Origin of the sequence: Hoyosella altamirensis (assembly GCF_014191505.1) — a bacterium.
GTDB lineage: Bacteria > Actinomycetota > Actinomycetes > Mycobacteriales > Mycobacteriaceae > Hoyosella > Hoyosella altamirensis.
Map to the genome: position 1 here is coordinate 249804 of NZ_JACHWS010000004.1, position 25388 is coordinate 275191.

Annotated in this window: 22 protein-coding genes; 18 read left to right on the forward strand and 4 right to left on the reverse strand. The window is 62.3% G+C overall.

Annotated elements, in window-relative coordinates; genetic code table 11:
- Positions 1-4 precede the first annotated feature (4 nt).
- The 4 genes from FHU29_RS20120 to FHU29_RS20135 all read left to right on the forward strand — a co-directional run bounded on the left by FHU29_RS20120 (position 5) and on the right by FHU29_RS20135 (position 2744).
- Positions 5-835 carry a crotonase/enoyl-CoA hydratase family protein gene (locus FHU29_RS20120; RefSeq protein WP_064438359.1) on the forward strand — a complete coding sequence of 277 codons (831 nt, stop codon included), beginning with the start codon at positions 5-7 and terminating at the stop codon, positions 833-835.
- A gap of 21 nt (positions 836-856) precedes the next feature.
- Complete coding sequence (locus tag FHU29_RS20125; RefSeq protein ID WP_064438358.1) at positions 857-1375, forward strand: hypothetical protein; 519 nt, start codon at positions 857-859, stop codon at positions 1373-1375.
- An 86-nt stretch (positions 1376-1461) separates the two neighbouring features.
- Positions 1462-2172, forward strand: a complete 711-nt coding sequence (locus tag FHU29_RS20130; protein ID WP_064438357.1) for a DsbA family protein — start codon at positions 1462-1464, stop codon at positions 2170-2172.
- Positions 2169-2744 (forward strand): vitamin K epoxide reductase family protein, encoded by a 576-nt coding sequence (locus tag FHU29_RS20135; RefSeq protein ID WP_064438356.1) that lies wholly within the window; start codon positions 2169-2171, stop codon positions 2742-2744. Before FHU29_RS20130 ends, FHU29_RS20135 begins: the two co-directional genes overlap by 4 nt.
- On the opposite strand, the gene FHU29_RS20140 is transcribed toward FHU29_RS20135, so the two are convergent.
- Positions 2739-3992: a YibE/F family protein gene (locus tag FHU29_RS20140; RefSeq protein WP_064438674.1), complete on the reverse strand. Its 1254-nt coding sequence runs from the start codon at positions 3990-3992 to the stop codon at positions 2739-2741. The two genes, FHU29_RS20135 and FHU29_RS20140, sit on opposite strands and share 6 nt — an antisense overlap.
- A gap of 139 nt (positions 3993-4131) precedes the next feature.
- Here FHU29_RS20140 and FHU29_RS20145 point away from each other — a divergent pair, with 139 nt between their 5' ends.
- The 3 genes from FHU29_RS20145 to FHU29_RS20155 all read left to right on the forward strand — a co-directional run bounded on the left by FHU29_RS20145 (position 4132) and on the right by FHU29_RS20155 (position 8911).
- On the forward strand, positions 4132-6510 hold the full coding sequence (locus tag FHU29_RS20145) for a glycerol-3-phosphate 1-O-acyltransferase (protein ID WP_064438355.1): 2379 nt from the start codon (positions 4132-4134) through the stop codon (positions 6508-6510).
- Complete coding sequence (locus FHU29_RS20150) at positions 6497-7930, forward strand: HAD-IB family hydrolase (protein WP_064438354.1); 1434 nt, start codon at positions 6497-6499, stop codon at positions 7928-7930. Before FHU29_RS20145 ends, FHU29_RS20150 begins: the two co-directional genes overlap by 14 nt.
- A gap of 108 nt (positions 7931-8038) precedes the next feature.
- Complete coding sequence (locus FHU29_RS20155; RefSeq protein ID WP_064438353.1) at positions 8039-8911, forward strand: hypothetical protein; 873 nt, start codon at positions 8039-8041, stop codon at positions 8909-8911.
- Here the strand turns inward: FHU29_RS20155 and FHU29_RS20160 are convergent.
- Positions 8883-9359 carry an alpha-isopropylmalate synthase regulatory domain-containing protein gene (locus FHU29_RS20160; protein WP_064438352.1) on the reverse strand — a complete coding sequence of 159 codons (477 nt, stop codon included), beginning with the start codon at positions 9357-9359 and terminating at the stop codon, positions 8883-8885. The two genes, FHU29_RS20155 and FHU29_RS20160, sit on opposite strands and share 29 nt — an antisense overlap.
- A gap of 310 nt (positions 9360-9669) precedes the next feature.
- Here FHU29_RS20160 and FHU29_RS20165 point away from each other — a divergent pair, with 310 nt between their 5' ends.
- The 4 genes from FHU29_RS20165 (at position 9670) to FHU29_RS20180 (ending at position 13293) form a co-directional block, all read left to right on the forward strand.
- Entirely contained in the window at positions 9670-10281 is a 612-nt protein-coding gene (locus tag FHU29_RS20165) for a TrmH family RNA methyltransferase (protein ID WP_221195264.1), read from the forward strand.
- A gap of 41 nt (positions 10282-10322) precedes the next feature.
- Positions 10323-11423, forward strand: a complete 1101-nt coding sequence (locus FHU29_RS20170; RefSeq protein WP_064438350.1) for a glycoside hydrolase family 76 protein — start codon at positions 10323-10325, stop codon at positions 11421-11423.
- A complete protein-coding gene (gene fbaA / locus FHU29_RS20175; protein WP_269747815.1) occupies positions 11420-12553 on the forward strand; it encodes a class II fructose-bisphosphate aldolase in 1134 nt (377 codons plus the stop codon). Before FHU29_RS20170 ends, fbaA begins: the two co-directional genes overlap by 4 nt.
- A 116-nt stretch (positions 12554-12669) precedes the next feature.
- Complete coding sequence (locus FHU29_RS20180; RefSeq protein WP_064438348.1) at positions 12670-13293, forward strand: TetR/AcrR family transcriptional regulator; 624 nt, start codon at positions 12670-12672, stop codon at positions 13291-13293.
- Positions 13294-13296: 3 nt separating this feature from the next.
- Here FHU29_RS20180 and mycP read toward each other — a convergent pair whose 3' ends face one another.
- Together mycP and eccD are read right to left on the reverse strand one after the other, a co-directional pair.
- Positions 13297-14715, reverse strand: coding sequence for a type VII secretion-associated serine protease mycosin (mycP, locus tag FHU29_RS20185; RefSeq protein WP_064438347.1), 1419 nt, complete (start codon positions 14713-14715; stop codon positions 13297-13299).
- A complete protein-coding gene (eccD, locus tag FHU29_RS20190) occupies positions 14715-16190 on the reverse strand; it encodes a type VII secretion integral membrane protein EccD (protein WP_341478986.1) in 1476 nt (491 codons plus the stop codon). Before eccD ends, mycP begins: the two co-directional genes overlap by 1 nt.
- 240 nt (positions 16191-16430) lie before the next feature.
- Here eccD and eccCa point away from each other — a divergent pair, with 240 nt between their 5' ends.
- From eccCa to glmM, 7 genes are all read left to right on the forward strand, one after another.
- Positions 16431-20477, forward strand: a complete 4047-nt coding sequence (eccCa, locus tag FHU29_RS20195; protein ID WP_064438673.1) for a type VII secretion protein EccCa — start codon at positions 16431-16433, stop codon at positions 20475-20477.
- Complete coding sequence (locus tag FHU29_RS20200) at positions 20477-21850, forward strand: type VII secretion-associated protein (RefSeq protein WP_157094854.1); 1374 nt, start codon at positions 20477-20479, stop codon at positions 21848-21850. The genes eccCa and FHU29_RS20200 overlap by 1 nt, the downstream gene beginning before the upstream one ends.
- A 118-nt stretch (positions 21851-21968) precedes the next feature.
- Complete coding sequence (locus tag FHU29_RS20205; protein WP_013808836.1) at positions 21969-22283, forward strand: WXG100 family type VII secretion target; 315 nt, start codon at positions 21969-21971, stop codon at positions 22281-22283.
- A gap of 42 nt (positions 22284-22325) precedes the next feature.
- Entirely contained in the window at positions 22326-22613 is a 288-nt protein-coding gene (locus FHU29_RS20210) for a WXG100 family type VII secretion target (RefSeq protein WP_083962055.1), read from the forward strand.
- A 185-nt stretch (positions 22614-22798) separates the two neighbouring features.
- A complete protein-coding gene (rplM, locus tag FHU29_RS20215; protein WP_013808834.1) occupies positions 22799-23242 on the forward strand; it encodes a 50S ribosomal protein L13 in 444 nt (147 codons plus the stop codon).
- Entirely contained in the window at positions 23239-23832 is a 594-nt protein-coding gene (gene rpsI / locus FHU29_RS23440; protein ID WP_064438343.1) for a 30S ribosomal protein S9, read from the forward strand. The genes rplM and rpsI overlap by 4 nt, the downstream gene beginning before the upstream one ends.
- 147 nt (positions 23833-23979) lie before the next feature.
- Positions 23980-25329, forward strand: coding sequence for a phosphoglucosamine mutase (gene glmM / locus FHU29_RS20225; protein ID WP_064438342.1), 1350 nt, complete (start codon positions 23980-23982; stop codon positions 25327-25329).
- Positions 25330-25388 lie beyond the last annotated feature (59 nt).

Below are 25388 nucleotides of genomic sequence, written 5' to 3' on the forward strand. Positions count from 1 at the left end.
CGGTATGGGTACAGCCGAGCGAACCAGCATCACCTTCCGCGCCGACAGTGCGATCGCCGAAGTCGCGCTGGCTCGTCCAGATAAACTGAACGGTCTCACGCTCGATATGCTCTCGGAACTCGTTGACGCGGCTGCAGAGGTCCGCAAGAACCGGGACATCCGCGCGGTCATCCTGTCAGGGGAGGGCACATCTTTCTGTGCGGGCCTCGACTTTCCGTCAGCGACTAAGCAACCGCAGCGGATCGCGCGTTACTTCGTTCCAGTGCCCTCGTTCGTGCCATTGCCTGGGCGGGGGACAAATATGTTCCAGCGCGCGTGCTGGGCCTGGCGTGAACTTCCCGTTCCAGTCATCGCGGTCATCAATGGACACTGCTTTGGGGGCGGCCTGCAACTCGCTCTTGCTGCTGACTTCCGGTATGTGTCACCGGACGCGGAGCTTTCCGTGCTGGAAGCGAAGTGGGGCATGATCCCAGACATGACCGGCACTGCGACGCTGCGGGAACTTGTCGGCATCGACATTGCGAAGCTACTCACGATGACCGGCAAGATGGTGAGCGGGACTGAGGCAGCGGAGATCGGTCTGGTGACTGGTGTGGCTGATAGCCCCGATGTGGCCGCTCGTGAACTCGCCGAGGCCCTGTGCAAACAGTCCCCGGATGCGGTGGCCGGCGCGAAGAAACTCTTCAACACCACGTGGTCAGAATCACCCAACCGTACCTTCGCCGCTGAACGACGGACCCAATTGAGGCTGCTTGCGGGAAGTAACACGAAAATCGCGCGGAAAGCACGCATGAGAGGTGCGGAGCCGGAGTACAAGCCGCGAAGCGTGGACTGAAGCGAACGGTATCGTGGTGACGTGAGCCGACGTCGATCCGTGCAGCGCCTTCGCGGGCTCTTCGCCGGTTCGTCCACGGCCGCTATCGCCCTCGCCGCACATGCGGCCGCCGGTGGGGGAGCGCCGTCTTTATCTGCGGCACTCCTGGTCGTTCTCGCTTGCGCGGCGCTGGGTGCCGCAGCGACGGTGCCTCGATCACCGTCACGTGCTGGACTGTTCGGAGTGCTTGCGGTGGGGCAAATCGTGACCCACAGCGTGGTTGCGCTTGGCAGTGTTCACGGTGCCAGCGATGGGCATCACGGTGCGGCGATGGTCGCCGCGCACATTATCGCCATCGGTGCGGGGGCAACCCTTATTCACTCCGCTGAACGGGGTTGCGCCGCAGTCAGTTCCACGGTGCAGCGCCTGATCAGCCTCATCGTCATGATGCCAGTGCGCGCTGAGGCGGCTTTAGCAGTGCGCAGCGGTCCTGTGCCGCCTCGGGTGCGCCGGAGTCTCGTGTGCGTCTCCGGCGGAGGTACGCGCGGACCCCCGCGGTGAACATCGCAGACACGAGAGTCTGCTGACTTCACAACGGATAGAAGCGGCCTAGCGGCCACCTTCGGCACACAAGCAAGGAGTAATAAGTGAACCAGCGTCCCAAACCGGGATTTGTCACGCAGCAGCAGTTGAACGACAAGCGGCGCGGATTCCTGATCCGGGCTGCGTTGACGGCGCTCGTCGTGGTGATCGGCATCGTGATCGTCGTCGTGGTGATCAACCAGCGGTCGGGCGAGGATGCTCCGCCTGTGACGGATAATGTCAGCACAGAAGGCGGTATTGCGTTCGGTCCCGAAGACGCGGCGGTGACGCTGTCGGTCTACGAAGACTTTCAGTGCCCTGCGTGCAAGCAGTTCGAAACGCTATCTGGAGAGACACTGCGCGACTTGGCAGACTCGGGCGAGGCTCGAGTCATCTACCATCCCATCGCCATTCTCGACCGCGTTTCGACGACGCAGTATTCGACGCGCGCCGCTTCTGCGGCGATGTGTGTCGCCGAGTATGCGGAAGACTCTTGGCTCGATTGGCAGGCTGCGATGTACCAGCAGCAGCCCAGCGAGGGCGGCGCAGGACTCACAAACGAGCAAATGCTCGAACTCGCCGCGAGCGCCGGCGCCGAGTCGGATGAACTCACTGAATGTGTGAATGACGTGCGATATGGCGACTTCATCGCGTCGAGCACGCGTAAGTCGTCTGACGCGGGCGTCGCGGGAACACCCACTGTGCTGCTCAACGGCGAGCCAGTGGAGAACATCATGCCGGACGGGCTGCGCGCCGCAGTCCAGGAGGCCCAGTGAGCCAGCGCGTTCTCGCTGGCTGGGCGCTCGTCGTGCTCGGGGGGCTTGGCCTCCTGAGCGCGGCGGCGCTCGCATATGAGCGTTTCCGGCTCTTCGTAGAGCCGGACTACGTTCCGTCGTGCAGCATTAATCCGATCATTTCCTGCGGGTCAGTGATGACCACCGACCAGGCCTCGGTGTTCGGGTTTCCCAACCCACTGCTCGGGCTTGTTGCGTTCACCGTAGTGCTTACGTCGGGTGTCGTCTTGACCGCGGGAGCGCGCCTGCCGCGCTGGTACTGGGGCGGCCTCGCGGTGGGGTGCGGACTGGGTCTCCTCTTTGTCCACTGGCTGATCTTCCAGAGCCTGTACAGAATCGGTGCTTTGTGTCCTTACTGCATGGTTGTCTGGGCCGTGCAGCTGCCGCTGTTCGTCGTGGCATTGCGTCATGCGGGAAGAACGGGCTCGGCTCCGCGGTCGCGGCTTGGAGGTGCGCTGTTCCGGTGGCGCTGGAACCTCGTCGCGTTGTGGTATGCCGGTGTCATTCTGCTCATTCTCGAACGTTTCTGGGACTACTGGCGAACGCTTTTATGACGCTTCCACGGTTGCATACCCAGGTGGCCGCGCGAGAAGTACCGCGATAAAACTGGTCAACGGGACAGAGAGCGTCAAAGCGATGCCGCCCACAAATGACCGTGCGAGTTCGATAGCGACTATCTCGCTGGTGATCACATCGCCCAAAGACCGGCCTGCGACGCTGAACAGCAGAAGCAGTGGCAGCGCGCTGCCCGCGTATGCCAGAACAAGGGTGTAGACGGTGCTCGCGATATGGTCCCTGCCCACGCGCATCGTGGCTCCGAAGACTTGCGAACGCGACGCCTCAGGTTCGAGACGTGAGAGTTCGAAGGCTGTCGCCGCCTGAGTAATAGTGACGTCATTGAGAACACCCAGGGACCCGATGATGAATCCGGCGAGTAGCAGCCCGCTGATACTTACGTGCTGCAGGTAGGCCTGGATCTGAGTGTTCTGTTCCTCGGAGAGGCCTGTCAGCGTGAGTGCCTCGATCGCAAGCCACGACAAAATGGCCGCGAGCGCGAGCGACGCGAGCGTGCCGAGCAGTGCGGAGCTTGTCCGCAAATTAACCCCATGAGCGAGGTACAGGGCGGTGTAGAGAATCATCGCGCCGCCGACAAGAGCCACCGGCACCGCGGACTTTCCGTCCAGTAGCGCGGGCAGCACGAACATCACCAGGACGAGGAACGCGACGAGAATCCCCAGCAAGGCGCGGAACCCGCGCCAGCGTGCAACGAGGATGACGATTGCGGCGAAGGCGAGTGCGAGCAGAGTCAGGGGCACACCGCGCTCGTAATCGTAGAACCCGTACCGCGTGAGCCCAGTAGCGTCAGTCCCGCGTACTAGCCGCAGCGAATCACCCGGCTGGAGATCCGGCTGACCCGGCCCTGGAACATGCTCGAACAGCGTGAGCATGCCTGCGTCTGCCCCGGAATCGATACTGATCACTGCGCGGAAGCATTCGTAACCCACCCCAGGGGGCGGCTGCGGGCCGCCACTGAAGACCATGGTCGCATCGGGAGATCCGCACGGCCCGATACCTGATTCGATTACCGTTCCCGCTTCCGTCTCGACAGCTTCACCAGTCGCGGTCTGGAACGGGAGCGGGACGTCGACCCGTTGGGGCCCCGGCCACAACACCGCAGCACCGATCGCGACGAGGATCGCGATCAGGACAAGAAGCGCGACCACGACGCGGGCAGCTAGTGGCCCGAGTGGAGCGGGCCCTCCGCTGTGCCCGTGACTGTGCCCGTGGCCGTGCTGGAATATCTGCTGAGATTCGCCGGTACCCGATTTGTCAGACTCAGATTCTTCGGGACCAGATTTCTCGGGCTCGTGACCTGGTGTGGAGTCGCTGCGCACGAGTGACAGCGTAGTTCTCCCACGCGCAGCGCGGGCATTAAGCAGAATGAATGGTGTGGATAATGATTCCGCACCTAGTGCCGAAGTAGGTCCTGTTGTTTTCCTCGCCGATGTGCGTACACGCGTCGAGCGGGAACTCGTTGAACGCTGGCTTGACGAGGGCAATTGGGAGAAGCTCAACGGCACGGTGAGCGAACGGCCGTCCCGATTGCTGCTCGAAGCGTCGAAGATCGCCGGCGCGCTGGCAGGCCGAACGGACGACCCGCTCGTCGTGCCAGTGCGCGTCGCGTGGTTCCCGCCAGAGCGCGAAGACGGCCGCTACGCCAGATGGTCGGATCTCCTGACATTCACAAATCCGCGCAACCCGAATGTGGTGGCGCAGCGAAAGATTGTGCAGCGCTCGCCGGAACGGGTCCAGGTTCTGACGGGGGAACCTGCTCGCCTGAGCGAATTGCGTCGGCGGCACCGCCGGGAGGCGGGAGAGGTCGGGCCGCAGTCACTGGCGAGGTACATTCACCGCTCGGCTGTCGTGGCACTGGAGCGGTCGGAGCGCCTTGTCATCGGCGATCGCTACAAAGTGCCGCGTCTTGTCGCCGAACAGATTCTAGATTCAGCCGCCTTCCAGCGTCGGCTCAAAGGCGTCGCCGACAATACGGGTATCTCTTTTAAAGAGGCGTTTGATCACGCCCGTGACTGCCTGCGCGAACTCGTTGCAGTGCAGAGCCGACTCGCGACAGATCTCTTCTCTCAGACGATGCGGCCGCTGCACGCGAGCGCGTGGACCGTGCATGCCGACAGTTCGCAGCTAGAGACGCTACGCAAGATCAACCGCGAGCTGCCCCTGATTTTCCTTCCCTCACATCGTTCTTACGCCGATGCTCTGGTCCTGAATGACTTTCTCGCCCGGCATGACTTCCCTCGAAACCACATTCTGGGTGGCGCGAATCTCTCCTTCTGGCCGGTCGGCCCGCTCGCGAAACGAGCCGGCACGGTGTTCATCCGGCGGAGCTTTGGCGACGACGAGATCTACAAAGCGTGCGTGGAAGAGTATTTCGCATATTTGCTTTCCAAACGATTCAACCTCGAGTGGTACTTCGAGGGTGGACGCTCGCGGACTGGCAAATTGCGGCCACCTCGATATGGGCTGCTGAACTACGTCGCCTCCGCGCTTCGCGTGGGTCGTGTCAAGGACGTGGTGATCATTCCGGTTTCGATCGCGTACGAGCGTCTGCACGAACTTGATGCCATCGCAGACGAGCAGCGCGGCGGGAAAAAGAAGCCAGAGGGGCTCACGTGGCTCGCCAAGTACGCAAAGGCCCAGCGACTGCTTGCCGGCAGTGTCTACATCCGGTTCGGGGCCCCACTATCGATGCGTGACCGGCTGCTGTCAGCTGGCGATTCACTCGAAGCAGTTCAGCCGCGAGGCGAGGAAGGCCCCGGTGAACGCAGCGGGGCTAAGCGGAAAGCGCTGCAGAAACTCGCTTTCGAGGTGGCAGTAGGGATCAATAGGGTGACGCCTATTACTGCGAATTCCCTTGTGACGCTCTCCCTGCTGGGAGTGCGTGACCGTGCCCTCACAGTAGGTGAGGTCAGCGCGGCGATCGAACCTGTGCTGAGTTACATTTCGCGGCGCAACATACCGACCGGAAACGTTGGGGTGCTGCGATCGCAGTCAGGTTTGCGCGCAGTACTCGCTGAACTCACCGCGGCCGGTGTCGTCACAACCTACAGTGAAGGGCTCGAGCCAGTTTTCTCTATCGAGCCCGGGCAGCATCTCGTCGCAGCTTTCTACCGCAACAGCGGGATTCATTGGTTCGTCAATCGAGCGCTGCTGGAACTTGCCATTCTTGATGCGGCCGAGGCAGGTTTCGTGGACCCTATCCGTGACGGCTGGTCTTATGCCAACAATCTGCGCACTCTGCTGAAGTTCGAGTTCTTCTTCCCTGAGCGCGACAACTTCGTGCAGGAGATGACCGAAGAGATGCTCATCATCGACCCGCAGTGGAAGGAGAGGAAACCACCAATCGAGGAAATCCTCGAGCGCCTCGAGCAGTCTGGATTCATCATGGCGCACAGGGTTTTACGGTCGTTCTTCGACGCTCAGCTGGTGGTTGCCGAGCGCCTTGCCGCCCGCAATTCGTACGATCGCATCGACCGCGACGCACTGCTCAGCGAGTGCGTGAAGGTGGGTCAGCAGATGGTATTGCAGGCCCGCCTGCATGGACCTGAGTCCATCTCGACAGAGCTGTTCTCGTCAGCACTCAAGCTTGCTGACAACCTTGGCCTCGTGGAGAGCGACAGCACGGAAGTTGGCAGGGACCGGCGCAGATTCGCGGCCGGACTGGGCGCCATCGTGGAACGCATACGTGTGGCAGAGGCGCTGGATCCTTCGAACAGAAAGGTGCTTCCGGGTGAATATCCGTGAGGCGGTGGACCGCATCCGTCAAGGGCCGTCGGGTGAAAGTGTCGGCGTGTTTTTCGACTTCACTGGAACAGTGCTGCAGGGGTACTCGCCGCTGCGGCCCGTTCGCGCGAAGAGGGTCACACAGCACGGGCAGAACGCGGCCATCGCGAGTGACCTGATGAAGACGCTGCGAACCTCGAAGACCGAAGAGTCGTTCCAGCACATGGTGCGGACCATCTATCCCAGTTGGGCAGGGCAGGCCGATGATGAAGTCGACGCCATCGCGCGGAGACTGTTCGAGAGAACCATCGCCGGTCGCGTGTATCCCGAAGTGTGGCACCTGATCCATGCCCATCTCAGCAAGGGCCACACGGTAGCGATTGTGACGTCAGGACCCCGTTATCTGGCCGAGGCTGCGGCGCGGGCTTTCGGAGTGCCGCATGTCCTCGCAACCGAGCTAGCGACGGACGGTGGAGTGCTCACCGGTGATCTCGAGGGCGTTCCCCTGTGGCGTCGTGAGAAGGCAGCGGCGGTACGACGATTCGCAACATCGCATGCACTCGACCTCGAAATGAGCTACGGCTACTCACACGGAAGCGAGGACGTGGACGTTCTGTCCGCGGTCGCTAATGCAGTCGCCATCAACCCGGACACTGTGCTCACTAGAGTGGCCCAGCAGCAGCATTGGCCCATTCTCCGGTTCGCGCCCAGGGGCGCGGTGAACCCCTTGCAAGCAGTCAGAACCGTCGCAGGTTACGGCGGTTTTCTTGGTGCCGTGGGTGCGGGACTCAGCCGCGGTGTGCTGAAAAGGGATCATCGGTTGGGAGTTGACGCCGCGATCGCGAGCAGTGCCGACGTGGCATTGCGCATCGCCGGGATTGCGGTGCGCGTCAAAGGTGAGCAGAACATCTGGTCGCACCGTCCCGCCGTGTTCGTCTTCAATCACCAAAGCCAACTCGACACACTCATCCTCGCGCACGTGCTGCGCGGCGGGTTCACCGCGATCGTCAAGAAGGAGATGGCGGCGCACCGTATCTTCGGCCCCATTCTCCGGACAGCTGACGTCGTATTCATCGACCGTGCAGACTCGGCACGCGCACGGGAGGCTCTGCGCCCCGTCGAGGAGACGATCCGTAGCGGCTTGTCGATCGTGATAGCACCCGAAGGCACTCGATCGCTGACTCCGAATCTAGGCCGGTTCAAAAAAGGCGCGTTCCACATCGCCCGGCAAGCGGGGGTGCCGGTTATTCCCTTCATCATCCGCAATGCTGGCGAGTTGATGTGGAAGCACGGCAAGGTGCTGCGGGATGGTGTAGTCGATGTCGTAGTTGGTGACCCCATTGATGTCTCCGGGTGGAGCGATGAAGATTTCGACACAAACGTCGAGTCGGTGCGATCGATCTTTGAACGGACCTTGGAAGACTGGCCGCAAGCGGAATAAGGCTGCTGTGACGCGGCTGACCCCGACGCGTTTACCGGTGACCAGCAGGTGATGTACCGGTAATACCGTGTCAAACGGCAGGTTACGCCTCGGGTAGCATGCCCGGTTATGGTGAAAACCGATGAGACGCGGCGCGCAGACCGCTGGCCGGGACTGCTCCGTGTGCCCGCGCACCTGGTTTTTGTCGGAGCCATCCTCGTGGTTGCCGGCGCATGGTTCACGGTGTACGCCGTTGATATCTGGGGCTGGGGCGGCCGCAGTGAGAACCTGTTGCCGATGTGGTGGGAGCTGTTCAACGACGGGATCGTCGAAGTCGCGCAATGGATTTATATCGCGCTTTTCGTGGTCGGTGCCGGGTACCTTGCGGGACGCCTGCGTGGGGGACCGCATGCGGGTTTCGCATCGTTCTTCTTCGTCATGTCGATCGGTTTCGCCTTCATCCTCATTGAGGAGGCTGGAGATGTGCGCCTGATTCTTGCTGAGGCGCTGGGACGCTGGCTGGGATACGAGATTCTCGGCATGCATTTCCACGTGATCGGCACGCTGCCGGTCATGATGTTTCTGGCGTTCTTCCCGCTCTATGCACTGGTTCGCTACGCCAAGCACGTCTGGCGAGCGCCCAGGTCCCGCGCTTATCTGATCGCGTTGTACGGGTTGTACGCAGTTTCGCAGTTAGGCGCGCAGACTTCTCACATCGAGGGCTGGTACGCCCATTTTGGCAACTGGATCAACTCGGTGTTCTTCGATTGGCGCTTGCCGGTGATGCCGGGGATCGACCCGGGCGCAAACTCGTATTTCATCATCGACAACGTCGTTGAAGAGAGCTTCGAGATGCTCGCCGCCGGTGCGCTCCTTGCGCTCCTTCTTGCCGCGGTTGCTGATATTCGTGCGGGCATCGTGCCACCCGAGAACGCCGCTCCCGAACCATCGAACGAAAGCGGCGTTCAGGCAGTCACAGACGATTTGCCGCAGCCACAATAGCCAGAAGCGACGATTCGACCGGGTCTTCGTTGATCGCCATGCTCCACGCTCGCCGCTCGTCCCGCTCCGCGTGCAGAAACGTGGCGGTGCGGTCGCCGATCTTGCGCTGATGCAGTCCGACGATCTCGATATTGCATCCGAGTTCGTACAGCATCCCGGTAAGTGCTGCGATCGGCCCAGATGCCACAGCCGTCGACGTGTGGGGCACCTCGTCAACCCGGACAGCGGCTTCGAACACGGCTTTGCCTGAGCCGAGATGGTGCAGCCGCCAGTGCTCCAGGCGATAGCGGCCGCGGCGCGGTGAGTAGATTTGGTCAAACATGTCCCAGGACATGCCCGCGGCCTCGTCCCTCAATCCCAGCGGCAGCGGTGCTCCGTACCGCGCCTCGAAAGGATCTCGGCGCGCACGGGTGCGGTGAAAAGTTGGAGAATGATGAAGAATGTTCATGGGGTTTCCTTCGAAGCAGTGAAGAGGGACTGGCATCGCGAAACCCCGCAGCGAGGGGCCAGTCCGATCAGGCCCCGCTGCGGCGGCTTACTACGCGCACCCGCTTCATAACTACGCAATCTACCCTCGTTAACGTGGACGTTACAACTGGAAACTGGTGACGTGCGGGCTAACAGCGGCCGAACAGGCCGCAAAACTGCATGATGCAGCCCCAGTTGGGGAAAGCTGAGAAAATACGGAGAAATCAGTCAGGGTGGACGTGGGGACGCAGGAAGCAGCAGGCCCAACAGAGTGGGGCCAATCGGTCGGCATGGGACCCTGGACGGACGAGTTCGGCACAGCGCCGCCTCCTGATCCGCGTTTCGATCCAGAACTTCTCGAGCACGGCGATCGCAGAAATGTAGTTGACCAATATCGTTATTGGAAACGTGACGCGATCGTGGCGGACATCGACGCTCGCCGCCACCCGCTGCATGTGGCCATCGAGAACTTCGCCAACGACGCGAACATCGGGACGGTGGTGCGGACGGCGAACGCATTCGCCGCCGCTGCGGTGCACATTGTTGGCAGGCGGCGATGGAACCGGCGCGGCGCAATGGTCACCGATCGCTACCAGCACATACACCACCATGCGACTGTGGACGAGTTGCTCGGCTTCGCGCGAAACGAAGGGCTGACGGTTGTTGCGGTAGACAACACTCCCGGGTCGGTGCGCCTCGAGACAGTGACATTGCCGAGGGCGTGCCTGTTGCTCTTCGGGCAGGAAGGTCCAGGGGTCAGCGAGCGTGCACGCGATGTGGCAGCTATGACGGTATCGATCGCGCAATTCGGCTCTACGCGCAGTGTAAACGCTGGAGTCGCCGCCGGGATCGCGATGCATGCGTGGGTTCAGCAACATGCTGATCTTTCACGAGCCTGGTAGTTCACGGAGCGCGGAACCGGCTTTAAGGGCACGATGAGAGGATGCAGCAGGATTGGGGTCACCGGGCGGACGCAGCTGAGCAAGCCATCCTGACCCGGCACGTCCGCCCCCTGTGGATGCTTCCGGCGACAGCTCTAGGCGTTATCGCGTGGCCGTCGCTTCTGCGGGACAAGGGTTTTCTGCGATGGCATTACTGGTGGCAAGCGCATTTGCTGGACTGCATGGTCGACGCGGCAGTCCGTTCCCCTAATCCCGACCGGCGCAGACGCATTCGTGCGCAAGTGCGCGGCCACAGAGCTCGAAATACCGGCCGCTGGACCAACAGTTACTACGACGACATGGCGTGGCTGGGGCTGGCGCTGGAACGCGGTGGCCGTTTAGCTGGTGTGTCCCGCATGGGCAAGTCGATCGAAACTCTCACCGGCCGGCTGAGGGAAAGCTGGAGCCCCGAGGAGGGTGGCGGAATCCCATGGCGGCGGAAAGACGACTTTTTCAATACGCCGGCGAACGGTCCGGCGGCGATTCTGCTTGCACGCACCGGGCATGTGGACCGTGCCGAAGAAATTGCTGACTGGATTTACGCCAATCTGGTCGACACGGAGCGCGGGCTCATTTACGACGGAGTCCGCGGCGACGGCACGGTGGAGAAGGCTATATATACCTACTGCCAAGGTGTCGTCCTGGGTGCCGAAACTGAACTGGCCATCCGTACAGCCGCGCCGCGGCACTCCGAGCGTGTCCGCACCCTCGTCGCCGCGGTCTCCACGGAACTAGCGCCACGAGGAGTGATCCGCACCGCGGGAGGCGGTGACGGCGGACTCTTCCAGGGAATTCTCGCACGTTATCTGGCTTTCGTTGCGACGTCGCTGCCGGAACACCACGAGCGTGATCATCAGACACGCCGCATGGCGCGGGGAATCGTACTCCGATCGGCCGAGGCGGCATGGCGCAATCATCTCGACGCTCCAGGCGGCCCACTATTTGGGGCGAACTGGGCTGCGCCGTCGACCTTTCCGGATGCTCGCAGCGCCCCATCGAAGATGAAGGATGGTGCAGTGCGCGCTTCGGCAGTTCCGGAGCGGGACCTGTCAGTCCAGTTATCCGGCTGGATGCTGATGGAAGCGGCCGCGTCCGTGACGTGAGGACCTGTTTGAGCGACGGCAGCAGGTGCCATACTGAGAACGAGCGATACTTCGAAACTGACCGCAAATTGTCGATCTGGAGGGCCATCCCAATGCCAATCGCAACGCCGGAGGCGTACGCCGAGATGCTGGACCGCGCGAAGGAATACTCGTTCGCGTTCCCCGCCATCAACTGCACGTCGTCGGAAACCATCAATGCCGCCATCCGTGGATTCGCGGAGGCGGGAAGCGATGGGATCATCCAATTCTCCACCGGGGGAGCTGAGTTCGGATCCGGCCAGGCGATCAAGAACATGGTGACGGGTTCCGTCGCCCTTGCCGAGTTTGCCCACGTCATCGCCGACAAGTACGACGTGACGATCGCACTGCATACCGATCATTGCCCGAAGGACAAGCTCGACGGCTTCGTCCGGCCGCTCCTTCACATTTCGCAGGAGCGCGTAAGCGCCGGCAAGAACCCGCTCTTCCAGTCACATATGTGGGACGGATCCGCGATCCCGATCGATGAGAACCTCGAAATCGCCCAGGAACTCCTCGAACTTTCGAAAGCCGCGAAGATCATCCTCGAGGTCGAAATTGGCGTCGTCGGCGGCGAGGAAGACGGCGTTGAAAATGCAATCAATGACAAGCTTTACACAACCGCTGAGGACTTCGAAAAAACGGTCGACGCGCTCGGTGCAGGGGAGAAAGGCCGCTACTTGCTCGCGGCGACATTCGGCAACGTGCACGGCGTCTACAAACCCGGCAATGTGAAGCTCCGGCCTGAGGTGCTTAAGGAAGGCCAGACGGTCGCCGCTCGCAAGTTGGGACTCGGAGCCGACGCCAAGCCCTTCGACCTGGTGTTTCACGGTGGGTCTGGTTCCCTCAAGTCTGAGATCGAAGATTCACTGAACTACGGTGTCGTCAAGATGAACGTCGACACCGACACGCAGTACGCTTTCTCACGTCCGATCGCGCACCACTTTTTCACCAACTACGACGGGGTGCTGAAGATCGACGGCGAAGTCGGAAACAAGAAGGTGTACGACCCGCGCAGCTACCTCAAGGCTGCTGAGGGCGCTATGGCGGCTCGCGTCGTCGAGTCTTGCAACGATCTGAAGTCCGCGGGACGTTCCATCACCGCGCGGTAATTCGGCGTGTGCAGCGCAGTGTCCCCGCCGGACTCGGTCCGGTGGGGACACTGCTTTTCCGGGTGTCGCGCGGAGCTTCTACCTGTGCGCAGTTCCGAGGCATATGATCGGGTGTCGTGACCGCGGGGGAAGGGACGGGACGGCGCCGCACCCAACAACAGCGGCGAGACACGACGATAGCTGCGCTAGTCGATGCGGCGATCGACGTGCTCGCCGAGATGGGGTATGCGCGCGCGTCGGTGCAGCAAGTTGTCGACCGAGCCGGTCTTTCGCAAGGCGCACTCTTTCGGCATTTTGCTACCAGGCTCGACTTGTTTGCCCATGTTGCTGAAATCGTGGCGAATCGCCAGATCACCGAGTTCCGAAGCGAACTCGGTGATAAGGACGGCCGTGGACTGCGTGACTTCACAGCCATCCTCTCGACCGTCCGGCGGATCACACGGTCGCGAACGAACATGGTGTGGCATGAGCTGATGTTCCACGCTCGGACTGACGCGGAGCTGCGTGCGCGCATGGCTACGCTGTCAGCTCAGTACCTGGGCGCGATGGAAGACATCGTCGAGTCGATCCCGGAAACCCGGGTGTTTCCCGATGTGATTCGCCGCGCGCTACTCGAATTCGTCATTGGTTACTTCACGGGCGAATCGATCGGGAGACAGGTCCTCCCGGATGACGGCGCCGATGAGCGGCAACTCGAGCTACTCGCGTACATTGCTGGGGTCCTGGCGACCGAGGCGTAGCAGTCAGTCCGCGCGGCGAGAAGGGACCAGCAGCGTGATCGCTCCAACTGCGGCGCAGGCGAGCACAGTGAATGCGGCGATCGTCCTGGGCAGCGGATCCGGCTCGAATGGCGGATTCGGCGCCGCAATCGCAGCTCCGGCCCGTTCTGGTGGACCCGTCCTCTTCGCGAGGGCCAAAGCGTAGCCATGCGATCCGCGCCGCCCCTCTGGGTCGAGATCCGCAGTCACCGCCGCAACTGGATCAATGACGCCGAAACCGACATAGGGATCCCAGCCGTGCGCTGGAGGATGCGCGGTCGCGATGATGCGGTCCATTGTCTGGCGTGCGCTGAGATGCGGGAATCGTTCGCGAACAAGCGCCACCGTTCCCGAAACGTAGGGTGCCGCGTAGCTGGTGCCCGCGATCATGGTCACCGTTCCACCGTGGGAAGCAGCGTTCACCAGGCCCGTTCCGCCTGGCCGTGGGTCGAGTGACACGATGCCTGTGCCTGGCGCTGCGACGTCGACCCAAGGGCCCCCGAGCGTGAAGGCGGACGGCTGACCGTCTGAATCAACCGAACCCACGGTGAGAACGTAGTCGTCATACCAGGCTGGCGTCGCGACTGTTGAGATTCCCTGCCAATCTGGACTCCCGCTGGCACTCCCCGGATCGGGGCCGGGATTCTGATCGCGGCACGAGCTCGACGAGCTCACATTCCCGGCCGCGGCAACGACGACAGCATCCTTGACATCTACTGCGTATCTGAGCGCGGCACCAAGTGCGCGGTCGTCGAGATTTCCACCAGCCGGAGAGCAGCCAACCTCAGAAACATTGATCACCGTAGCGCCAAGGTCAGCGGCGCGGCGAACTGCCATTGCGAGTGTGCGCACGTTGCCGTAAGAATTTTCCGACTGATACTCGCCAGGGGTGCTCGCTGCCCGGGAGAACTTGAGACTGGATTGCCTGATAGCAAGGATTTGAGCCCCGGGCGCGACGCCCGCGAAGTCATCCGACGTGGCAGGCCGCGCGGCGATCAAACCGGCGACGAATGTGCCATGGGCATCACAGTCGTCAGTGCCGTCACCGTTGCTCACGTAGTCGCCGCCGGGTATCACTTCACCGAGCCGCGGGTGTGGCGTCACCCCGGTATCGATTACTGCGACGACCTGACCGTTTCCCTGCGTCAGGGGCCACGCGCGGGTGAAACCGAGCGACTGCTGCGCGTCAGGAGCGCCAAGCACCACCCCTGGAGGTTCAGCGAACCCGTGAGAACAGGCTTCCCGCTGACTTGTCAGATCCAGCGGTGCCGCGGGGCCAGGCATCGGCAGATACGCGTCATCAACCTCAGGTGGTGCCGCGGCCGACACCCCGTGCAACGCGAGTAATCCTGCAATCACTCCGCTCGCCAGCACTGCCGCGATCCTGGTAGCTCGAGCGTGCATCACAGACCCCGGATAGCGATGAAAACCCCCAGCGCCCAGCATGCGACTGGAACGATCGCCGCGAGCAGCCCATACTCGGCGAGCTCCGCAAGGCGGTACTGCAGCGGCGTGTAGGAACGGCCAGGCGCGAGCGTCCCGAAAACGAACGCCAACACAAGCACTGCGAGCGCGGCCAGAAAAACCAGGTCTGGAGATACCTGGGCGCTGACTGCGCCCGCGATCAGGACGCTCACTGCCATTAAAGCCCCGGTTCCATTGACCAGGAGGGCCGGAGTTGTGGCGGCGATGCTCCTGCCGCGGAGCGATAGTGCCGCCGCCACTATCGCGGTAAGCAGGGTCATGGGCAGGGACAGTTCCCCTGAAGTCACGGTCAGTGTAGCGATCACAATGGCAGAAGCAGAGCTGACTGCGGAGACAGTGGCGATGACTCCAATCAGGTAGCGTTCCGCAGCTTTTGCCTTCTGGCGCAAAGCGACGTGGAGGGGGTCATTCTCGTCGTTGCTTCCGTCCTCGTGGAGCGCATCAGCGACGTTCAGCGCAGTGCCTGGTGCCGGAACAGGCGGAATCGGCAGGCGGGCGCCCACCATCGCGAGGCGCGGGGCGGCGGCGATGGCGAAGGGAGCGGCCGCGATCAGGATGGCGGCAATCGTCGCTGAGCCCAGACCCGCGACAAGATGCAGCATGGCAGCGAAACTCAACGTCACTGCCGTCCCGAAAGCCGGGATGAGTAAAGCTGCTGCCAGGGGAAACGCGCGCAGGCCCAGAAGTGCCATCGTCGCGCCGGCCGCACCCGCCGCGATGAGATGGGGCGCTCCCATATTGCCTGGGATAAGGTGCGCGACGGAGGCGGCAGCGACCGGAATTGCCGAAAGCAGAAGCACACCCGTTGCGGTCGCGTCACACCGGCGCCGGGCTGCCACGGCGAGAGCGAAAAGCACGGGGCTGAGGAACACACCAGCAAGCGCCAGGTGCAAATGAGCCAGCGGTTCCGACGTCGCAAGGACTAGGGTGGCTGCGAGCGCAGCGCCGAGCATCGAGCTGTAGCTCAGGTACCGTCCGCGCCCCACTGCCCAGGCGGCTTCCTTCTGCGCGGAATGTTCAGCGACGGCCTCGATGACATCGTCGAACAGCGGCGCGGGCGGCGCCGCCTCGACAGGACTCAACACAAGCACCTCGCCACTGCGGACACCAAGTCGAGCGAGGGAAAGATCGAGATCGAGCGGACCTTCTCCAAGGCGCGAAAGGGTCCACTGAGTAGCTGCGACTGTAGTTGGTGCGGCTTCGGGCCCAGCTTCCCGGGAACTGACGATCTCGGCGAGGCGCGGCAGTACCAGCAGAAGCGGCACGCTGTCAGGTAGCGCCAGGTCAACCTGGGTGTGACCGGTCACGACGCAGACATGGCACAGTGTGGGACCACTCGCCGGCTGCAGTGATTCTGATAAGCGCTGAACCACAGAATTCCCCCCAATATTCACATGGCTGCTCTGCAAGCCATCATTTGCGCCCGAACCGAGATTCCCCCATCATCAGTACCGAGCATGTCCAGTATGCGGTGATCAGCCGGTATTCGAAAAATCCGGGTTCCTACTTCGACGGACCGCTTGTTAGTGCAGAAATCTGTCAGTGGCACCCGGTAGTTTCGGGCTCTGACAGTCGGGCAGCTGGGGGGCTGCCTGGTCTCACCACGTGAGGCGGGAATTCAGGGGGGCGTGCTGATGGGCACAGTTCAGGTCTTTCGTGGTGTTCGCGCGGAACCGCCGCGCATGCCCGGCGGTGAGCTCGGCTTGCAGACGCCGCCTGAACTGCCACGCGCGGTGCCGGGCAGCCTGCTGCAGAAGTTGTTGCCCCTCGTGATGGTGCTGGCGATGCTCGGCATGGTTGCGCTGCTCTTCACCTCCGGGATGGCGGCCAATCCGATGATGCTGATGTTCCCGCTCATGATGGCCGTGTCGATGCTCGGCATGCTCGCGACTTCCGGTGGTCGCGGCGGCGGCGCTCGCACCGCTGAGCTGAACGAGCAGCGCAAAGACTTCCTCCGATATCTCAGCGACACACGGGAAGAAGTGGTGGGCGCGGCTGCGGAGCAGCGGGTTTCGCTCGAGTGGCACCATCCAGACCCCGCCGCGCTGTGGACCGTAACGGGAACTCGGCGCATGTGGGAACGGCGGCCCGAAGACGCTGAATACCTTTCCGTGCGGATCGGAAAGGGTGCCCAGCGGCTCGCGATGAGGCTAGTCCCTCCAGAGACCGGGCCCACCGATGACCTCGAACCTATTTCGGTCATCGCGCTCCGCCGGTTCGTGCGCGCGCATTCCGTTGTTCCTGACTTGCCCGTCGCCCTCGCGCTTCGCGGGTTCGCGTCTATCACACTCGTCTCCGAGGAGCCTTGTCACGAAGACTCTGCAGCGCTTGTGCGGGCTGCGCTCTGCCAGCTTGCCACCTTCCACGGTCCGGATGATCTCCTCGTGGTGATTGTCGCGGGCACGGAGCAGACACCACGATGGGAGTGGGTGAAGTGGCTGCCGCACGCCCGGCATCCGAGTGAAAGCGACAGCGCGGGCCAACTGCGGTTGTTTGTGAATACCTTGCACGAAGCAGGTGAACTGATTGCGCCGCTCATCGCGGATCGCCCCCGATTCATGCGCAACGCCCCGGTCTCAGCGGGGAACCCGCACATTGTGCTCATCATCGACGGAGGCACCGTCGACGGCGACGAGAGCCTGTTAGCCGGCGACGGAATCGACGGTGTCACATTGATCGATATCGGAGGTTCGTGCACTGATCTTTCCGCGCGAAAAGGCATCGTCTTGGTGTCGCGCGGGGGCCAGATTGGTGCCGACGGCCCATCTGGTACTGAAATGTTCGCTGCGGCAGATGGGGTCAGTGCCACCGCGGCGAAGGCCTTCGCGATGACAATCGCCAAATACCGGCTAGCGTCGCCCGGAAGCGCGCCACTCGGTACGGACAGCGACGGCGTGCTGTTTCCCGATTGGCCGACGATGATCGGGGCAGGTGACATCGCGTGTTTCAACGCGGAGAAGATGTGGCGTCCGCGCACCGGACGGGACCGGTTACGAGTTCCAGTCGGCTTCCGAGAGGACGGCACCAGCGTCGAAATCGATCTCAAAGAATCTGCGGAAGGAGGCATGGGGCCGCACGGTTTGTGCGTCGGCGCGACAGGCTCCGGTAAGTCGGAGTTTTTGCGGACCCTTGTCCTCGGCCTCATTGCGACGCATTCGCCAGATTCACTGAACCTTGTTCTCGTCGACTTTAAAGGCGGTGCAACGTTTCTCGGTCTCGAGGGCGCCCCTCACGTCGCGGCGATCATCACCAACCTCGCCGACGAACTCACGATGGTCGACCGGATGCGAGATGCGCTGGAAGGAGAAATGAATCGCCGCCAACAGTTGTTGCGGGCCGCGGGAAACTACGCAAACGTAGGCGAATACGAGCGTGCCCGGGCCGGGGGCGCCCGCCTCGAACCGCTTCCGGCGCTGTTCATCGTGGTTGACGAGTTCTCCGAACTGCTCAGTCAGAAGCCAGATTTCGCGGACTTGTTTGTGGCGATCGGCCGACTGGGGCGATCACTGCACATGCATCTACTTCTCGCTAGTCAGCGACTGGAAGAGGGACGGCTGCGTGGGCTGGAAAGCCACCTTTCGTACCGGGTGGGTCTTAAGACCTTCTCGGCGCAGGAGTCCAGGGCGGTACTAGGAGTTCCCGATGCCTATCATCTGCCCCCGGTGCCAGGGTCGGGCTACTTGAAGATTGACGCGGCCGAGCCGGTCCGTTTCTCGGCGTCTTACGTTTCCGGCAAGTATGTGCCGCCGCCGCTCGTGAGCCAGGCGAGTGTGCGCACGCTCTCGTCCGACCTTCGCGTCAGACCGTTCCTCGTGCAGCGCGTCGCTTTGTCCGACGACGGTGAATCGTCGCGAGCAGCGCCGCAGGCAGAAGCCAGTTCCGTGCAAGAACCTGCATTGATGGAACAGACCGTACTCGAACTGGTTCTGGCGGGTGTGCGCGGATACGGGCCGCAGGCGCACGAGGTCTGGCTACCGCCCTTAGACAAGTCGCCCACGATCGGGCAGCTGGTACCACCGGTGAATCGAATTTTCGCAGGAAAACCTAGTCGCGTCCGGACCCCTTTGCGGGTACCCCTCGGCCTTATTGACCGTCCTTACGACCAGCGCAGGGAGCCGCTGACCATCGATCTGTCGGCGGCACAGGGAAACATGGCGATTGTGGGCGGTCCTCAGGCTGGCAAGTCCACGGCGGTGTCCGCCCTGATTATGGCGCTCTCGGCGACTCACACGCCTCGTGAAGTCCAGTTCTACTGTCTCGATTTCGGGGGCGGATCACTCGGAGGGGTTTCGGCGCTACCCCATGTTGGGTCAGTGGCCAGCCGTCTCGAACCGGATCGGGTGCGCAGGACTATCTCTGAGATCACTGCTATCACGCGCCAGCGCGAGCAAGAATTCAAAGAGTACGGAATTAGTTCCATGGCAGCGTATCGCCGCCTGCGCGCACAGGCACATGAGGGTGATTCTGAAGAACGCGCTGGCATGCCCGGATGCGGACCCTATGGCGACGTTTTCCTCATCGTCGACGGGTGGGCGACGGTACGTCAAGAATTCGAATCACTGGAACAACCGATCACCGCGCTCGCCGCGCAGGGACTGTCGTTCGGCGTGCACGTCGTGCTCACGGCCTCACGCTGGTCGGACTTCCGGGTTGGGCTCAAAGACCAGCTAGGTACGCGCATCGAGCTTCGCCTGGGTGATCCGGGTGACTCGGAGATGAATCGCCGTGCCGCCAAATCCGTCCCCGAGAACCAGCCGGGCCGTGGATTGACCAAAGAGGGGCTGCACATGGTGGTAGCCGTGCCTGCGATTGATGCGCGAGATACCCACACTGCTGACCTGGCCACCGTTGCTCAGGCAGCGGTAGAGGAACTTTCGCACCGTTGCGGCAACGTGAGCGCGCCGCCCGTTCGGATGCTCCCCACGGAGTTGCCCCGTGAAGAAATTATCACCGCGCAGCCGGGCCCTGACGCGCGACCGAGCGACAGGCTGCGTATACCAGTGGGTATTGATGAGGCTGAACTTGCCACTGTCTCAATCGATTTCAGCTCACAATCGCACCTGGTTGTGTTCGCCGACGCGGAGTCAGGCAAGACGACGCTACTACGATCAATCTGCGCGAGCATCATGGCGCAGAACACCCCGGCACAAGCGAAGATTCTGCTCGCTGACTTCCGGCGCACGATGCTGGGCGTGGTCGATACCGAACATCTTGCCGGGTACGCCGTCTCAGCGGCGAACTTGCAGGCAATGGTTGCTGAACTCGGCTCGCACCTGCGTGCGCGGCTGCCCGGCCCAGAAACAACTCAACAGCAGCTGCGCGACCGCTCGTGGTGGTCGGGGCCGGAGGTCTTTGTCATCGTTGATGACTACGACCTCGTCGCGACTAGCGGTGGTAATCCCTTGAGCGGGTTGCTCGATCTGCTGCCTCAAGCGAAAGATGTGGGCCTGCACGTCATCGTTGCTCGCCGCGCCGGGGGCGCCTCCCGGGCGCTTTTCGAGCCGGTGATGGCGGCGCTGCGGGATTTGTCGCCCATCGGCCTGGTCATGAATGGAAGTCGTGACGAGGGTGTGCTGCTGGGCACCGTGCGTCCTTCGGCGTTGCCTCCTGGGCGGGGCACACTGATCACGCGCAGCGGAGGCGAACAACTCGTCCAGCTTGCATCCTTGCCGTCGCTGTGATGAACGGCAGCAGCGTCATCGCTGTCCTAATGGAATCAGACATTTGGGTGTGCACAGCGGCGGGAACGCGAAGCACCCCGGTCGGCGTTTACGACGATGCCGGGACTCTCATCGCTGGGGCTGAAGCGTGGGAGCGCGGACAAGCGGACCTCGATCACTATGAACCGCATCCGTGGACATATCTCAGGGACACTCATCTTGTTCTGCGGCACAGTGCGCACGCGATGAGGAACGTCGTCGCGACTGTCCTCGCGCGCGCAGGTCTCGTCTCGGCGTCTGTCGATCGAATCGTTCTAGTCCATCCCACGCACTGGAGTCCAGACCAGACTGCGATGCTTGAGTCAGTCCTCCTGTCCTCGGCTGGTGAGGTGATCCTCGTTCCCTTCGCGCTCGCTCTTACTGAGGGTGTGAGCGAGCGCGGTGACGCATTGGTGATCGAACTGCACTGGGTTACGTACTGTGCGACCCTCGTCCGGCAAGCAGCGATAGCGTCCATTGACTTCGGCTCGGACGCGTGCGCCTCGGACGACGGTGAAGCGATACGCCGACTCGCACGGACCATCGACGCGAATGCTAATTGCTTCGTGATCTCTCCCAATGGCGGGTCGCCCGGCGGTGACGCGGACGGAATGACATTTATCGGGCCTCAGCACGTGAGCGCAATTGCGGCCGGCGCAGCCGCGCTGGCCGGACCGTCACTTCCCGAGGGGAATGGCATCGTGCCGGTCGAGCGGTTTGGCCTGCCGCCCATGCCGGGGCGTAAATACACCGGCCGGTGGGTTGGTGCGGCCGCTGCAGTGGTTGCCCTTCTGGGCCTGCTCGCCGCTGTTGTCAGCGGCCTCAAGAATGACGAGCCGCATGGTGGCACGGAAGGGCCGTCGCCCGCTCTGGAAGTTGCTGCGCCTGGGCAGGATGATCTCCGCGGCAGCCGCCTCACGCAGGAACCCAGTGCGCAGATCGGCGACGTCGCTTTTACGCTGCCGGAGAGTTGGTACGTGAGCTGGAACGACGTGGCTGGCGAGCAGGAAACGGGAGACTTCCGGGCTGAACTGCGCGCGCGGGAGAACCCGGAACACCGAATATTGCTCGCGCTAACTTCACTGCGTTCCGGCGTGCATTCGGATAGCGCCGTTACTGAGCTTCGGCGCGAGCTCGATGCCGACCCGGACCTTGCGGAAACTGCGGGTGGTGCGTTTCTGCCGCGTCATGTCGCTCTCGCGTACGAAGAGTTGACTGACCGCGGCTGGCCACTGCAGTGGTACGTGGTTCTGGCTGGTGGCCGTCAGCTCACAGTCGGTTGTGATGGCGGACCGGACGCAGCGCCGGTGGACTATCCCTGTCTGGTGGTCCTCGAATCTCTCCAGGTTGTCTGACTGGGCAGGCTGCTTTCGAAAAAGTCGAAGATCGGCGGAACCGGTGCCGCGGTTGCGGCGTCTGATCCTTATGTGCCGCCGTAGACGGCATTAGCACCAGCTATAGGGAGGTATTCGAATGACGCAGCAGATGCAGACAACCACCGCGACCATGACAACCGCGGCCGATCGGGTCGCGCAGGTTAACGCTGATGTGCAGGCCCTGCTCAGCGCTTTGCGCGGGAAAGCCGCCGCAGTGAACGGCGCATGGGAGGGCGAAGCGCGGCGCGCCTTCGATGCACTGATAGTCCGGTGGGACAGCGAAGCGCGAAAGCTTAATGATTCCCTGATCGCAATCAGTGACGCGATCCGGTCGAACAGTTCTTCCTATGACCAGACGCAACAGAGCCACACCAGCGCACTGAACACTGCCGGCGGGCTACTTCGCCTCTGATTTGCCAATCCCTGATGCCATCAACGTCTGAAAGGACCCAGCGTGACGATTAAGTACAACTTCGGCCAGATCGAGACCCTTCGCTCCGATATCGCCGTGTCGACAGCACAAATGAACGCAAACCTTGCCGACCTGAAATCCTTCCTTGCGCCACTAGTTGCGGACTGGACTGGCAGTGCTGCTGAGGCATACCAGGCACAGCAGCGCCGCTGGGATGAGGCTGCACAGGGTCTTAATCAGGTTCTGGAGTCCATTGGCCGTGCTGTCGGCAGCGGCAACGACCAGATGGCTGCAGCGGAGCGCGCCGCGATGAATCAGTGGGCAGGGTAAACGCGCTCAGAGTTTGGGCATCCGCGAACGGAAGAGTGCCGGTTTGACCAGATTTCGGAAGTACCGGTAAAGTCTTCCGTTGGCGTACAGCATTTGCAGGGGTTCCGGGTCTCAACCGGCCGCCGGAGTAACCCCGCTGGATCGCCTGGCCGGCAGCAGACAGAACATGAAGACGAGGAATAACCGTGTCCACGTACAGCCCTAAGGCTGGCGACGTCACGCGCACCTGGTACGTCATTGACGCTACCGATGTGGTGCTCGGACGGCTCGCAGTGCAGGCCGCGACATTGCTTCGCGGTAAGCACAAGCCTACTTTCGCCCCGAATACTGATGGTGGTGACTACGTGATCATCATCAACGCGGAGAAGGTTGCCGTCAGCGGCAACAAGCGCGAAGACAAGATGATTTACCGCCACTCAGGGTTCCCGGGCGGCCTGAAATCCCGCACGCTCGGTGAAGCGCTGGACACTCGTCCGGACCGCCTCGTTGAGCAGGCAGTTTATGGGATGATCCCGCACAACAAGCTTGGCCGCGAGGTCCGTAAGAAGCTCAAGGTCTACGCAGGCCCGGATCATCCCCATGGAGCTCAGCAGCCCGTTCAGTTCGAGATCAAGCAGGTGGCCCAGTGACGACGCCAGAGGAACAGAACGTGACAGCGCCTGAATTCGAGAATGTCGAAGAAGGCTTCGAAGCAGTTGAAACCCCCGAAGCCGCTGAGGCCCCTGAGGCTGCAGCGCCCGCAGGTGAGGGTGCCGACGAAATCGTCGTAGAAGACGTCGCTGAAGAGGCTTCAGCAGAAGCACCTGTGGCCGCACCGGCTCCGATCGTGCTTGACCGTCCCATCCAGACAGTCGGCCGGCGGAAAGAAGCGGTTGTCCGTGTTCGCCTGCTGCCAGGCTCGGGCAACTTCAAGCTGAACGGGCGCAGTCTCGAGGCATACTTCCCGAACAAGGTTCACCAGCAGATCATCAAGGCTCCGCTGGTGACAGTCGATCGTGAGGTTTCCTTCGACATTCACGCTCGTCTGCACGGCGGAGGCCCATCGGGTCAGGCCGGTGCGCTTCGCCTCGCGATCGCCCGCGCGCTGATCGAGGTCACCCCTGATGATCGTCCGGCGCTGAAGAAGGCCGGCTTCCTCACCCGGGATGCCCGTGCGACTGAGCGCAAGAAGTATGGTCTCAAGAAGGCCCGTAAGGCACCCCAGTACTCGAAGCGGTGATTCGTCACCGATACTGACCTTCACGGTGAGTACGGGGATAGTGTGTGTGAGAGCAGGTAGCCGCGCGCGGCGCCTGCTCTCACTCGTCTGAGGAGGCTGTTGCGATCTTGTGAGGCCGCAGCAGCGAAGAAAGGTGTGGAAGCGCGGATGAGCCGACTGTTCGGTACCGACGGTGTGCGAGGACTCGCGAATGCCGAACTGACTGTGGAACTCGCAGTTGCCCTCGCCGGTGCTGCGGCCGAGGTTTTGACCCGCGCTTCGCACGACCCCCGTGGTCGCAGGCATCCGGTGGCGGTGGTCGGCCGGGATCCGCGCGCGAGCGGTGAGATGCTCGAAGCGGCGATCTGCGCGGGTCTGACCGCTGCGGGCGTGAATGCCCTTCGCGTTGGCGTTCTCCCGACCCCCGCTGTCGCGTATCTGACGAGCGCCTATGATGCTGCGCTTGGCGTCATGATCTCCGCCTCCCACAATCCGATGCCGGATAATGGCATCAAGATATTCGGACCAGGCGGTCAGAAGCTAGACGACGCCACTGAGGATCAGATCGCGACCATCGTAAGCGCGGGCTCATCCTCTGCGCGGCCCACTGGCTCGGCGGTGGGCCGCATCACTGATGCAGCGGACGCCCTGCCGCGCTACCTCAACCACCTCAATTTAGCTGTGCCGCAATCACTCGCTGGACTGACCGTGGTTGTCGACTGCGCTCACGGCGCTGCTTCAGAGGCGGCACCTGTCGCCTATCAGGCCGCCGGCGCCTCGGTTATCCCGATCCACAATTCCCCCGACGGCCTCAACATCAATGAGGGCTGCGGATCAACACACCTTAGTGTGCTGCAGGAAGCAGTGACAGCGCATGGCGCCGACCTCGGTATAGCACACGATGGTGACGCTGATCGCTGCCTCGCGGTCGATAGCCGTGGCAACGCGATCGACGGAGATGCCATCATGGCGATTCTTGCCCTGGCGATGCGTGATGCGGGTGAATTGGCGCATAAGACACTCGTCGCCACCGTCATGAGTAACTTGGGACTTCATCTCGCGATGAAGGACGCGGGTATTGCTCTGCGAACAACTGCTGTAGGTGACCGGTACGTGCTGGAGGAACTCCGTGCGGGAGGGTTTTCGCTCGGTGGTGAACAGTCGGGTCACATTGTGTTGCCGCAGTTCGGTACGACCGGCGACGGGATACTGACCGGGCTGAAGCTAATGGCCAGGATGACTGAAACCGGTAAGTCGCTCCACGATCTCGCAGCGGTGATGACTGTACTTCCCCAGGTTCTCGTCAACGTCAGTGTGTCAGACAAGGCGGCTGTGGCCGGAGATACCGCTGTGCTTGCGGCTATCGCGGATGCCGAACGCCAGCTGGGTGAGACCGGCCGGGTACTTCTGCGCGCGTCAGGTACCGAACAGCTGGTCCGGGTGATGGTCGAGGCGGCATCCGCGGAACAAGCGCAAAAGCTCGCTGAGGGTCTCGCGCGCACGGTCTCGGCTGTTTAACTTCCCAACCTCTAGTCATGCCGGTGGAACCAACCGGCACGCACATGCGTCTACCCACG